Source organism: Enterococcus sp. M-BR2, assembly GCF_056612775.1.
Genome location: NZ_CM152743.1, coordinates 1,703,213 through 1,715,826 on the forward strand (window position 1 = coordinate 1,703,213; position 12,614 = coordinate 1,715,826).

A 12,614-nucleotide genomic window follows, 5' to 3' on the forward strand; every position below is an offset into this window, starting at 1 on the left:
ACATGCAAACATTTAAAATAAAAGACGAATTTTTAGTCGACGGTATTCCTACAAAAATCATTAGTGGGGCAATCCATTATTTCAGAATACCCCCTTCTCAATGGGAGCACAGTTTATATAATTTAAAAGCACTAGGAGCAAATACGGTTGAAACTTATATTCCGTGGAATCTTCACGAACCACAAGAAGGTTCCTTTGATTTTTCCGGATTTAAAAATGTCGTTCGATTTGTAAAAATTGCACAAGAATTAGACTTGATGGTAATTTTACGTCCTTGCGCCTACATTTGCGCTGAATGGGAATTTGGTGGATTACCTGCTTGGTTATTGAAAGAACCTAATATAAGAGTACGTTCTACCGATCCTCGATTTATGGAAAAGTTGAAAAATTATTATCAAGTACTTCTACCAAAACTTGCACCTCTTCAGATCACACAAGGTGGTCCAGTCATCATGATGCAGCTCGAAAATGAATACGGTTCTTACGGAATGGAAGAATCTTATTTACGCCAAACAAAAGAATTGATGCTTGCACATTCGATTGATGTTCCTTTATTTACCTCCGATGGTGCTTGGCTAGAGGTGTTAGATGCTGGTACATTAATTGATGAAGACATTTTTGTGACTGGTAATTTTGGAAGCCACTCAAAAGAAAATGCGCAGGTCTTAAAAGAATTTATGCAGAATCATCAAAAAAATTGGCCGATCATGTGTATGGAGTATTGGGATGGATGGTTTAATCGATGGGGAGAACCTATCATTACGCGTGATCCCGAAGAATTAGCAACTGAAGTAAAAGAGATGTTAGAAATTGGTTCCTTGAATCTATATATGTTCCACGGGGGAACAAATTTTGGTTTTTATAATGGATGTTCTGCTCGAGGCAATACAGATCTTCCGCAAATCACAAGCTATGATTACGATGCACTATTAAACGAAGCTGGACAACCTACTGAGAAATATTATGCAGTTCAAAGGGTCATCAAAGAAGTTTGTCCATCTGTTTGGCAAGCAGAGCCCCGAACAAAAACGTTAAAAAATCTAGGGACTTATCCGGTAAATAGAAGCGTTTCTCTATTTCATATAAAAGAACAGATCTGTGAAGAAATCAAAACAGATTACCCTTTGACAATGGAACAAGCAAGCAATGGCTACGGCTATTTATTATATTCACTTACCTTAAAAAATTACGGACATAAAAATAAATTACGTTTAATCGAAACAAACGATCGTGCACAAATATATATTGACGGCAAATACGACCAAACGCAAACACAAGAAACACTGGGTGATGAAATGATGATTGAAGGACAAAAAAATCAGCCCACTATCGCATTAGATGTTCTAGTTGAGAATTTAGGAAGAGTTAATTACGGTGCAAAATTGAATAGTCCCTCCCAATCAAAAGGGATTCGCAATGGTGTCATGCAAGATATCCATTTCCATCTTGGATACCGCCATTACCCATTGACTTTCGAACAAGCTCAACTAGATAAAATCGACTATTCCGCTGGCAAAGACCCGTCACAGCCTTCTTTTTATCAATTTGAGTTTGATCTTGCTGAAGAAGCAGATGCTTATATCGATTGTTCTTTATATGGTAAGGGGATCGTCATCGTCAATGGATTCAATCTCGGGAGGTACTGGAATCATGGGCCTGTTTTATCACTATATTGTCCAAAAGATGTACTCAAAAAAGGCAGAAATGAAGTGGTTATTTTTGAAACAGAAGGTATATCAATTGATACATTGATTTTTTCAGATCAACCAATAAAAAAAGATTTGTCATGAACGATCCAAAATAATCATCCTGTAAATTAGCTTATACAAAAAGGGAGTCCTACGAAAATCATTGTTCGATTTTCAAAGCGGATTCCCTTATATAGTGAATAGCTTTTCTATTATTATTTCTCTTAATCAAGTACAAGTGATTACTTCTCGTCCGAAAATCTCAATTTGTGTTAATGCTGGGAATGGTGACGTATCTTCTGCTTTTTTCAAATTTTTCAAAGTAACTGAACTCGTCATTTTTTCAGGAAAGTAAAACGATTGAAATTCAAGCGTATCTGTTGTTGCTACTTTTATTGTTTCTCCATCAGAAAAACAAATAGAAACTTCTGTCCAATAGCTATCATGTGGATAATCTCCTCGAAACAAAAGATTTACTCGATCGGTTTGGATTGAGCGTCCAAAGTCGATCGTCAAAGTTGCATCTTTTTGCTGATTGATTCCCCAAGAAGTAAATGGATAGGACCCATGTGAGCGGTTACCAAACTTTCCGTCAATCGCATTTTTAGCAAAAAAAGTCACATCATTTCTCGTCTCTACATTAGCATATGCATGTGGATATGCTCCACTGAACAATTTTTGATCATGAGGGTTTGTAGATACATTCCGATAGCTTTCCACTTCAAAATCATAGGCTTTACGAACATATATGTGATGTCTTTTTGAACGAAATCCCGTCTCTACTGAAGCTTTCGTTTCTTCTAGCGGAATCACATATTCCCATTTCTTCTCTGGAATATAAAGAAGTGTCGGTGCCAATGTTTCATCTAATTGCACAACAAAATAGTGATCATTTTTCTCTTTCGTTATGACCAGTTTGTCTCCTACTTCATATGTGTGATTTTTGATTGCTAAAACTGCTATTTCTTCTCCATTTGCAGAAAATGCGGTTTCTTTTTTCTCGTGATCGATTTTGCCAATAACTACTTGATTATTTTTATTTTTTAGATCAATTTGGATCATTTTTTTCTCCTCCATTTATTATTCCGCCAACTAAACAAATAAAGCGATGGGTGCCAGGTTCGATTTTCTTTTTCAAATAGGGAAGATTGGTTCTTGGAAAGAATACAGAAGTATTTGGTTCTAGTACCTGAATACCTGCTTCTTCATACCCCTCGATTGCAATGATTTGAGACACATGCGTTTCTTTTATTTTTGCACAGTCTTTCGACAAAGTTATTTCTGGTTCTTTTACCAAAAGACTAAATCCGCCTTCTCTTATCTCTAAAGGAATCGTCGTATATATTTCATGGAATCGAACATGCCATTCACCAAATGGGTAAATTTCTGTTTGGATCAGCACTTCTTGGAATGGTTGCCATTCATACATAACAAAAGTCTCTGTTGCTTCACTACTTCGTACCTTTTTCTTTGTCCTGAAATATTCACCGTCTCTTGAAAGAGCTAATGTATTATCAAATGCCCCTTCTTCATATGTGATTCCCGCTTTTGGCACACTAAAGCCGAATTTAGTAGAGTAGACAAACTTACTATATTTCGCTGGGGCATGCGCTTGGCCATCGATCATCAAACCATGTGGATAACCAAGTACATGTTTTCCTTCTTTTGCCTGACACAAAAGCATATTTCCATTATCAATCAATCTTTTCTCTTTGGTATTGACTGGTTCAGGTTTGGCTTCCCAATACGGATGTTCTTTTTTAGTTGCTAGTAATAAAAATACTTTTAATGCCCAATAGGGAGACCCCGGTGCGTTATAACCTTCTGCCATCACAAGGTTCTCATAATGATACCCAATGGATAGCCGTCCGTCATAAGTAAAGATATCGTGTGTCATCCACTGCTTCATATGGTTGGAAAGAAGCGTCTTTATCTGACCCCAAGGGATTGCTTCCACTTCTGCAAAAATCAATGCAGAAAAAAAAGCACCTTGTGCAAATCGATAGATGAGACTTCGTCCATAAGGTAACGCTTCTCCATCGGAGTCGAAATAATAAATATAGTCCTTCGTAAACTCTTTTGCACGATAGATGAATTTTTCTGACCACTCAGGAAAGTCGTCTTTCATTAACTTGGCAAAAATCAATCCATAATAATGAAAAGCAAAAGGAACATAGTAATCTTTTTGCGAAGATTTACCGTCGATATACCAGCCTTTTCCTACATACATCGTATCAATAAAGCGTAATTCTGCTTCCATTTTTTCTTTATCTAATGATTCACCACAATGTTTTAAAGCGATTCGGATCAAAATTTTGAAAAATGTCCAATTATTTTTAGGTATTTTTTTATCTAAGGCTTGTTTTAGCCAATGAATCAACTGTTGTTTGGAAGTGCCTGACAGTTCATCAAAGAAATAGTTTCGATTCAATAACAGATTCAAAGATAACGCTGCCATTTCTACGATATATTGGTCATAATCGTTAATATCTCCCCAATAAAAAGAATCTTTTGGATTCATCCCTTTCAAGATTTTCTTTCGATAGACGTCTTTCAACTCATCTTTCGTCTCATGGTTCATCCAATAAGGTGCCAATCCCCATAATGGACGAATAAATGCCTCCATTTCTGCTCTCTCCTCGTCATAAACCGCGCCGCTACTCCCTAGACGTACTCCTGGTTTTTCACTATTGAATAGTTCCTGTTTTAAAGGCAGAATTATCTCCTCTAGTGCTTCTTCAAAATCGCGCCGCGTCAAAAATAGATTTTGTTTTAACTGATTCATGACAACCCTCCGAATTCTTTTTCTTTAGGATATCATGGTAGAAAATCGGTTTCAGGAGAGACTTCTGAGTGAGATGAAAATGAAATGAGTGAGAAAACAGGATAGTCAAAACTTAATATGTTAACACACTTAGTATTGTTTTCTCTTGGAAGCATTTCTTGTGGTTTCTTCGTTTTACTTACTCTATCTAAAATGAAAGAAATCTAATATACCTTTGAGCCATTTCCAGTAAACAATATTTACCCCATGATTTGCTCATTCGTCCACCCTAAACAGGACGGATCGATTAGATTATAAAAAAGCATCAACTGGATCATATAAATAAGAATCTCAACGTACATCTAAATAAAATGAACGCTAAGATCCCTTTTTAAATAGGCTTATTCACTTGTTTCTTCCAGCAATTTTGGACTATCTAACTTTTCAGAAACATGTTCCATTTTTCTCAATAAATAGATTTTCCGAATATTTAATATTATTGTCTTAATCACTGCATAGACAGGTATACAAATCAGCATGCCTAATATTCCTGCGACACTTCCTGCTCCAATCAATACCAAGATGATCGTCAGTGGATGGATATTCATTGATTTTCCAAACAACAACGGCTTGATCAAATTTCCATCTAATTGCTGAATCACTAAAATCGACAACGCCATGTACAAAGCTTGAAATGGAGAGATAAACAAACCGACAATGATTGCTGGTACTGCTCCAATAAAAGGACCGACATATGGGATAATATTCGTGATGCCGCAAATGACCGCAAGCAATAAGCTATAAGGCTGATTGAATATTCTCATTGCCAAAAAGCTCATCACACCAATAATCAAAGCATCTAAGATCGTACTGCTGATATAGGCAGATAATGTTTCATTTAATTCTTTCACTGTTTGTCGCAACTCTTTACGAATCGCTTTCGGAAAGAAATGAGACAACGCATCAATAAATTTGTGTCCATCCTTGAACATAAACAGCAAAATAAATGGAACCGTAAATAACAAAATAAAAAATTGCATCATGAATGAAATGATTTTAGTGACACTTGCAGATAAGCTGACCAATATGATATTGAACAAATTACTGAGAGATAAATTCGCTGATGCTAATTGTTCTTCCAAATTGAAATTTTTAAACTCTTCTCGCTGCGCCAATTCATTTAGCCATTTGCTTGTTTCATCTGCATAGATTGGCAGGCTCTGAGTCAATTGAATCGTCTGCTCCACTAACTGAGGTACTACATTCATGACAGCCAAAACAACTAAAATGATTACGACCAAAAATGTCAATAAAAAACCCAACACTCTCGGAATCCGATGTTTTTCGAGAAAAACAACGATTGGATCGAACATATAATAGATAAAACCAGCAACAAGCAACGGCAAAAAAATAGCCGAAAGCATTTTCAATATTGGACTAAAAATATTCGGCATTTGTAAAATGAAATACACACCGACGATCGTGAGTACTAGCTCCACTGTCCAGAAAAATAATTTTGATTGTTTAAAACGTGATTGCATACCTCTCCTCCAAGTTCCTTTGATACTTCTATTCTATCATTTAACAAAGAATTACGCGCTGAGATTTTCATTTGCTTAAAAAAAACAAAATAAAAAAGGAAAGGTATTTTACTGATCAGAAGAGTACTTCAACAAAAACACGATCCGCTCAAAATAAAAATCGTTTTGGGCAGATCGTTTATTGCGCAATACTGACTAAATGTAGCTTTGTGATATTTTTGTGCACGGACAATTCCTCGATTACATCGGCATAAGTGAGTCCTTTAGGAAGATCGATCGTATATATATTTTTATATACACGATAGTCATCAACGAATTTCACATCAAAATTCACATCTTCGATCACGATATTTTTCTCTTCAAAATAATCGGTAAGAAAATCTTTGGTTTCTTTTCTATGGATAAATTGGATTTCTAACTTTTTAGTCGTAGGTACATGGATCACGCGTTTCACTACTGTGAGTGCAATAGCAATCCCGATAAAACTGATGATCGCAATGGAATAGTAACCCATGCCGATGGCGATCCCTAATCCGGCAATAGCCCATAAAGAAGCGGCAGTCGTAAGTCCCGTCACTGATTGTTTCGTGACGATGATCGTTCCTGCACCTAAGAAACCGACGCCACTCACTACTTGAGCAATCAGCCTTGCTTCATCTGAACGGATCGTTCCAGCAAGCTGTGGATACGCTAAAGCATCTCTTAATGCTCCACTAGCGATCTCGACTTGGATCAATGCAATGATACATGCTCCCATACAAACTAAAATATGCGTACGCATCCCTGCTGGACGATTTTTATATTGTCGCTCAAAGCCAATTGCTCCGCCAAATAGCATAGCGATCCCTAAACGTAAAATAATCTCTGGAATTGTCAATACCATATCATTCATCTAAACACCCTCCAGTCCAATATATCATGTCTGAAAGGAGCAGACAAAAAAAGTGCAATTTTTACCTCTTACGAAAAAGAGCGTGGGACAAAAGTAAAGAAAAACTTTTGTCACACACTCTAAACATGTGTAAACGGCGGAAGCAGAAGCAACTCCTTCTTATTTCTTGGAGTTAAACGCTTCTGTCCCAGCCTCTTTGGTAAATTACAATTTACTTGCTGCTTCTTCATCGATGATCACAACGACATTGTCGTGGTTTTGCAATACACTTGCTGGTAAATGATTCGTTACAGGTCCTTCAATCATCCCTTTGATTGCATCAGCTTTGCTTTCGCCAAACGCCATCAAGACGATTTCTTTACTTTTCATGATTGAGCCAATTCCCATTGAAACAGCTTTTGTTGGTACATCTTCTGCTTTATCAAAGAATCGTTTGTTTGCATTGATCGTTGATTCTGTCAAATCAACTACTGAAGTTGTTCCGTCAAATGAAGCACCAGGTTCATTGAACCCGATATGTCCATTTTGCCCGATTCCTAAAATTTGGATATCGATTGGATGAGCATCGATGATTTGATCATACTTTTTGCATGCTGCTTCCAGATCTTCTGCTTTCCCATCTGGTACAAATGTTTCCTTGAATGGTTTTTTATCAAATAATTGGACATCCATGAAATGGCGGTAGCTTTGTTCATCTGAACCACCTAGTCCAACGTACTCATCTAAGTTTACAGAAGTCATTTCACTGAAATCCAAATCGCTTGAAGTTATTTCTTTATATAAAGTAACTGGTGTGCTTCCTGTTGCCAATCCTAATACTTTTGCACCTTTGTTCATACCTTCTTTGATGATTTCAAATGCTTTTTTTCCGCCTTCTTCAGCGTTTTTTACACGAATGATTTCCATAGTGATTGCTCCTTTGTGTTTTGGTATAGCCCAATTATAGCATTCTTTTTTTCTTTTTACAATAATCAGTATAGACCAAATTCTATTTTTTTCATTTTCTTGACAACAAAAGGGCATCCGTGTTAGGTTTCATAAGATGGTTCAATCAAACAATCCATGTTGCATGAAAACCAAGCAATTGATTCACTGTGGACACTTTATGTCTGCAGTTTTTTTATGAAAAAGGAGTTATTATGAGTATACTGACATTAAACAACATCACCCAGCAGTTCGGCGATAAAATCCTCTACGAAGGGGTCGATCTGCAATTAAACGCTGGCGAGCATCTTGGGCTGATCGGACAAAACGGAGCCGGCAAAAGTACATTGATTAAAATCATCACTGGTGAGATCCTGCCAGATGATGGACAGATCCATTGGCAAAAAAATATTCATAAAGGTTACCTTGATCAATATGTAGAAGTCGATGAAACATTATCGATCGAAGAATTTCTAAAAACTGCGTACGCAAAAGAATACGAAAAAGAAGAAAAAATTGCTTTTCTTTACCAAACATATAGCGAGACCTTCGATGATTCCTTGCTAGAAAAAGCTGGGAAACTCCAAACGGAATTAGACCAAGGAGTGTTTTATCAAATCGACACCTTAGTTGCTGAGATGAGCAGCGGGTTGGGGATCGATGTCTTAGGTTTAGATTCACTGTTGAAAAATCTAAGTGGTGGACAACGTTCAAAGGTGATTTTAGCAAAACTACTTTTAGAAAACCCAGATGTTCTAATCTTAGATGAACCAACCAATCACTTAGATGATCAGCATATCCAATGGCTGACGCAGTTTCTTCAGGATTTTGACGGTGCGTATATCGTGATTTCCCATGACCAAGAATTTCTTGATCAGATCACCACCCATATCGCAGACATCGAGTTTGGAAAGATTACTAAGTATACTGGCCATCTAAAACAAGCATTGAAACAAAAGGAACAAAATCGTGAAAGCTATTTGCGCCAATATCATGCTCAACAAAAACAAATCGAAAAGACTGAAGCTTATATTCGGAAATACAAAGCCGGTTCCCGATCAACGATGGCAAAAAGCCGACAAAAACAATTAGATAAAATCGAACGGTTGACGCCTCCCGCTTCAGCAAGTAAAGCTGTCTTTGATTTTCCATTCTCGCCTATTGTCACGACGTTGGCAGTGGAAACAACTGATTTAGTCATCGGCTATGATCGACCGCTACTTGCGCCCATTAATTTGACCATCCGTTTTGGTGAAAATATTGCCATTCGAGGCTTCAACGGGATTGGGAAATCTACTTTGTTAAAAACATTGATTGGTGAGATCGAAAAAATAAGTGGCGATTTCCACTTCCCAGATAACACAAAAATCAATTACTTTTCACAAGATCTATACTGGGAAAATCCATTAGAAACACCACTGCAATACTTAAGCAGTCAATTTCCAAAAGCGACTATCAAAGAATTACGTCGCCAATTAGCTAAAGCTGGACTAGTCAATCAATTAGCAAGCGAACCTCTCACTACACTAAGTGGTGGAGAACAAACCAAGGTGAAACTTGCACAGTTGACAATGAACCAAGGTAATTTACTGATTCTCGATGAACCGACGAACCATATTGATCAAGAAACAAAAGAAAGCTTACAAGATGGCATTCGGAAATTTCCAGGAACGGTGATCATCGTCTCTCATGAACAAGAATTTTATCAAGATCTTGTTCAACGAGTCATTGAGATTGAACCAAAGTAATGAGACAAAAAGACAAAAAAACTGATGATAGCATGATCATCAGTTTTTTTGTTGTTCAGTTTTCTTTTTTCTCTCGAAAAACAACGAATTGAAAGAAAAACGCACATCCCTGAAAAACGAGTCCGCTAACCGTTACACCTAACCAACCATACTGTTGCCACATGGTCGTCCCTAGCAATGAACCAGCCGCACCTCCAATAAAGTACATAAACATAAATACAGTATTATTTCGGTTGCTTGCTGCTTCACCTAGTCCTTGTACTCGTGTTTGGTTGGCGACTTGACCAAATTGATTCCCGACGTCTAATAAAATAATAGCTAAAAGCAAAATGGCCAAATGGCTTCCGCCAACCAATAAAGCAATAAAACTTATTGTTTGCATAACAAGTCCCATATATACAATTTTTCTTTCAGAATAAGAATCTGCCAGTCGTCCCACGATAGGCGCAGCGACTGCTCCAGACAACCCAAAAATCGCTAATATCCCTGCTTCAAAAGTCCCCCAATTGTAAGCGGGACTGCTGATATAAAAAATCAACGTAGACCAAAAGATTGAAAATGTGCCAAACATAAAAAATCCGCTGACTGCCGCTTCTCTTAATAAACGTTGAGAGGCAACTAAATGCGGCAAACTTTTGAGTGAATCAAGGTATGAAACAGATGTACTACTTTGCTGGACAGAACGCGGCATCTTCCAGTAAAGCAGAAGTGTAAGAATCCCGACGGCACATAAAGCAAATAAATAGATTATCCGCCAAGAAAAAAGACTGGCAACAATACCAGATACAGTCCGAGAAAGCAAAATCCCCACGAGTAAACCGCTAAGCAATGTTCCCATGACTTTTCCTCTTGCTTTTGGTCCTGCTAGTACCGCACCGTAAGGAATGATAATTTGCGGCACGATCGAAAGTAATCCTATTAAAAAAGAAGCGCATGCAAATAACGCAAACGAAGGCGCAAAAAAAGCGGCCAACAGCGAGATAGCAGATAACGCTGCCATTCGTATAATTAATTTTGGACGATCCACCACGTCTCCTAAAGGAACTAAAAACAGTAGCCCTAGTGCATAGCCCAACTGGGTCAACATTGTCAATATCCCGACTGCACTTGTGCTAACAGATAAACTAGCTGCTACTTTTGTTCCAATCGGCTGGATATAATACATATTGGCAACAACGACGCCGCAAGTGATTGATAATAATAAAATAAGCGATGTTGTTAAAGGTGTTTTTTCTTTACTCTCCATTGATTTCCCCCATTTCCTATCTTAGTTTACAACTTATGGAAAAGATTGGAAATAGAAAAATACAACTATTCGCCATACTTATTATTTTTGTCTTTGTTTTCCTTGTTTTTTCTTGCGATCTTTATAAATGAAGACAACTAACCCTACTAACACAGTAACACTTGCAACCAACGTGACTGCAGTTTTATTATATCCGTGAAACAGAGCTTCTCCCCCACACGCATACAACACAGATGAAGGGATGACTCCAATCACGATCGACATTACGATTTGCTGAAGAGGCAATTTCATCGCATCTGCAGCAAAATTGACCATAGAAGATGGGATCACCGGTATCATGTAACCTAACATGACGCCTATTTTGGGATGTCTCATTTGCCGAATGGATTGCACCCAATGATTTTTTTCAGTTTTCTTGTCTAAAAACTTCAATCGGTGCATCAAAAACACAGCGGAAATATTGCCCAGAGCATTCCCTAAAACATTGATACCTGCCCCAATAAACGGACCAAAGCTCAATCCGGCAATGACACCAATAACCGAAGTAGGGATACCCGGAACAGCACACATCACCGCTGTCAACACAATCAAGAGTAGCGATGCAGAAAAACCATGAGAACGAATATGTGCAAGCAGCTCTTCCTTACTTGCTCTAGGGTTTAAAAATAATTGTATATCTGTCTGATATTCCAAATACAACCGATAGCCCACCATAAGTATCAGAACGATTCCCAACGTGATCAAAATCAATCGGATTTTTTTCTTTTTCATATTACCTCCTGAAAAAAACTATATTCATTAAATAATAGTTTAACATAAAAACAAAAAAGCACCGAAATCCAAGATAGGATCTCAGTGCTTTTAAATAGTTAAAAAATTATTTAACAGTTACAGATGCGCCAACTTCTTCAAGTTTAGCTTTCAATTCGTCAGCTTCTTCTTTAGATACGCCTTCTTTAACTGGTGCAGGAGCGCCATCAACTACAGCTTTAGCTTCTTTCAAGCCTAAGCCAGTTGCTTCACGAACTGCTTTGATAACTTTAACTTTTTGGTCTCCAGCTGCAGTTAATTCTACAGTGAATTCTGTTTGTTCTTCAGCAGCAGCAGCGCCACCAGCAGCAGCTACAGCTACAGGAGCAGCAGCAGATACGCCAAATTCTTCTTCAATAGCTTTAACTAGGTCGTTAAGTTCTAGGATAGTTGCTTCTTTTAACTCAGCAACGATGTTTTCAATGTTCAATGCCATTATAATTTCCTCCGTTTAAATGTTCTTTATTATTTAATACTTTATGCGGCAATTAAGCTGCATCTCCATCTTCTTTGTCTGCCACTGCTTTGACAGCGTAAGCCACGTTGCGGACTGGCGCTTGTAGTACAGATAGCAACATAGATAGAAGTCCTTCGCGATTTGGCAATTTTGCCAATGCTGTGATTTCTTCCAATGAAGATACTTTACCTTCGATGATACCGCCTTTGATTTCTAATGCTTTTGCTTCTTTAGCAAATTCGTCCATGATTTTCGCTGGTGCAACTACATCTTCGTTACTGAATGCAACGGCTGTAGGTCCAGTGAATACTTCGTCCATGCCTTCAAGGCCAGCTTTTTTAGCTGCACGTGAAAGAATTGAGTTTTTGATAACTTTCATTTCTACGTTAGCATCACGAAGTTGTTTACGTAAACGTGTTACTTCATCAACTGTTAATCCGCGGTAGTCAACGACTACTACTGATGCAGCTGCTGTAAATTTTTCGCTTACTTCATCAACGATTGCTGCTTTTTTTGCGATAATTGCTTCACTCATTTTTGAGTT

11 protein-coding genes are annotated in these 12,614 nt (G+C 37.7%); 2 read left to right on the plus strand and 9 right to left on the minus strand.

Going from position 1 to position 12,614, the window contains the following annotated elements:
* Positions 1 to 2 precede the first annotated feature (2 nt).
* Positions 3 to 1,790 carry a glycoside hydrolase family 35 protein gene (locus AC1F25_RS08315; RefSeq protein WP_479994038.1) on the plus strand — a complete coding sequence of 596 codons (1,788 nt, stop codon included), beginning with the start codon at positions 3 to 5 and terminating at the stop codon, positions 1,788 to 1,790.
* Positions 1,791 to 1,916: 126 nt separating this feature from the next.
* Here the strand turns inward: AC1F25_RS08315 and AC1F25_RS08320 are convergent, their stop codons facing one another.
* From AC1F25_RS08320 to nagB, 5 genes are all read right to left on the minus strand, one after another.
* Positions 1,917 to 2,750, minus strand: a complete 834-nt coding sequence (locus AC1F25_RS08320; protein ID WP_002290562.1) for a hypothetical protein — start codon at positions 2,748 to 2,750, stop codon at positions 1,917 to 1,919.
* Positions 2,737 to 4,473, minus strand: coding sequence for a DUF2264 domain-containing protein (locus tag AC1F25_RS08325; protein ID WP_479994039.1), 1,737 nt, complete (start codon positions 4,471 to 4,473; stop codon positions 2,737 to 2,739). The genes AC1F25_RS08320 and AC1F25_RS08325 overlap by 14 nt, the downstream gene beginning before the upstream one ends.
* A 380-nt stretch (positions 4,474 to 4,853) precedes the next feature.
* A complete protein-coding gene (locus AC1F25_RS08330) occupies positions 4,854 to 5,993 on the minus strand; it encodes an AI-2E family transporter (protein WP_002310004.1) in 1,140 nt (379 codons plus the stop codon).
* Between the two features lie 178 nt (positions 5,994 to 6,171).
* Complete coding sequence (locus tag AC1F25_RS08335; protein WP_002290559.1) at positions 6,172 to 6,885, minus strand: MgtC/SapB family protein; 714 nt, start codon at positions 6,883 to 6,885, stop codon at positions 6,172 to 6,174.
* Positions 6,886 to 7,089: 204 nt separating this feature from the next.
* On the minus strand, positions 7,090 to 7,791 hold the full coding sequence (nagB, locus tag AC1F25_RS08340; protein ID WP_151668636.1) for a glucosamine-6-phosphate deaminase: 702 nt from the start codon (positions 7,789 to 7,791) through the stop codon (positions 7,090 to 7,092).
* Positions 7,792 to 8,024: 233 nt separating this feature from the next.
* Between nagB and AC1F25_RS08345 the strand changes: the two genes are divergently transcribed.
* A complete protein-coding gene (locus tag AC1F25_RS08345; protein WP_002320501.1) occupies positions 8,025 to 9,557 on the plus strand; it encodes an ABC-F family ATP-binding cassette domain-containing protein in 1,533 nt (510 codons plus the stop codon).
* 55 nt (positions 9,558 to 9,612) lie between these two features.
* Here AC1F25_RS08345 and AC1F25_RS08350 read toward each other — a convergent pair whose 3' ends face one another.
* The 4 genes from AC1F25_RS08350 to rplJ all read right to left on the minus strand — a co-directional run bounded on the left by AC1F25_RS08350 (position 9,613) and on the right by rplJ (position 12,605).
* Positions 9,613 to 10,803, minus strand: coding sequence for an MFS transporter (locus AC1F25_RS08350; protein WP_479994040.1), 1,191 nt, complete (start codon positions 10,801 to 10,803; stop codon positions 9,613 to 9,615).
* Positions 10,804 to 10,884: 81 nt separating this feature from the next.
* A complete protein-coding gene (locus AC1F25_RS08355; RefSeq protein WP_002345548.1) occupies positions 10,885 to 11,574 on the minus strand; it encodes a TVP38/TMEM64 family protein in 690 nt (229 codons plus the stop codon).
* A gap of 106 nt (positions 11,575 to 11,680) precedes the next feature.
* Positions 11,681 to 12,049 carry a 50S ribosomal protein L7/L12 gene (rplL, locus tag AC1F25_RS08360; protein WP_002291633.1) on the minus strand — a complete coding sequence of 123 codons (369 nt, stop codon included), beginning with the start codon at positions 12,047 to 12,049 and terminating at the stop codon, positions 11,681 to 11,683.
* 52 nt (positions 12,050 to 12,101) lie between these two features.
* Positions 12,102 to 12,605: a 50S ribosomal protein L10 gene (gene rplJ / locus AC1F25_RS08365; protein ID WP_002291634.1), complete on the minus strand. Its 504-nt coding sequence runs from the start codon at positions 12,603 to 12,605 to the stop codon at positions 12,102 to 12,104.
* Positions 12,606 to 12,614: the final 9 nt, after the last annotated feature.

Bases quoted from the DNA above. Each gene is read 5' to 3' on its own strand.
- AC1F25_RS08315 (WP_479994038.1), top strand. From the start codon at position 3: ATGCAAACATTTAAAATAAAAGACGAATTTTTAGTCGACGGTATTCCT.
- AC1F25_RS08320 (WP_002290562.1), bottom strand. From the start codon at position 2,750: ATGATCCAAATTGATCTAAAAAATAAAAATAATCAAGTAGTTATTGGC.
- AC1F25_RS08325 (WP_479994039.1), bottom strand. From the start codon at position 4,473: ATGAATCAGTTAAAACAAAATCTATTTTTGACGCGGCGCGATTTTGAA.
- AC1F25_RS08330 (WP_002310004.1), bottom strand. From the start codon at position 5,993: ATGCAATCACGTTTTAAACAATCAAAATTATTTTTCTGGACAGTGGAG.
- AC1F25_RS08335 (WP_002290559.1), bottom strand. From the start codon at position 6,885: ATGAATGATATGGTATTGACAATTCCAGAGATTATTTTACGTTTAGGG.
- nagB (WP_151668636.1), bottom strand. From the start codon at position 7,791: ATGGAAATCATTCGTGTAAAAAACGCTGAAGAAGGCGGAAAAAAAGCA.
- AC1F25_RS08345 (WP_002320501.1), top strand. From the start codon at position 8,025: ATGAGTATACTGACATTAAACAACATCACCCAGCAGTTCGGCGATAAA.
- AC1F25_RS08350 (WP_479994040.1), bottom strand. From the start codon at position 10,803: ATGGAGAGTAAAGAAAAAACACCTTTAACAACATCGCTTATTTTATTA.
- AC1F25_RS08355 (WP_002345548.1), bottom strand. From the start codon at position 11,574: ATGAAAAAGAAAAAAATCCGATTGATTTTGATCACGTTGGGAATCGTT.
- rplL (WP_002291633.1), bottom strand. From the start codon at position 12,049: ATGGCATTGAACATTGAAAACATCGTTGCTGAGTTAAAAGAAGCAACT.
- rplJ (WP_002291634.1), bottom strand. From the start codon at position 12,605: ATGAGTGAAGCAATTATCGCAAAAAAAGCAGCAATCGTTGATGAAGTA.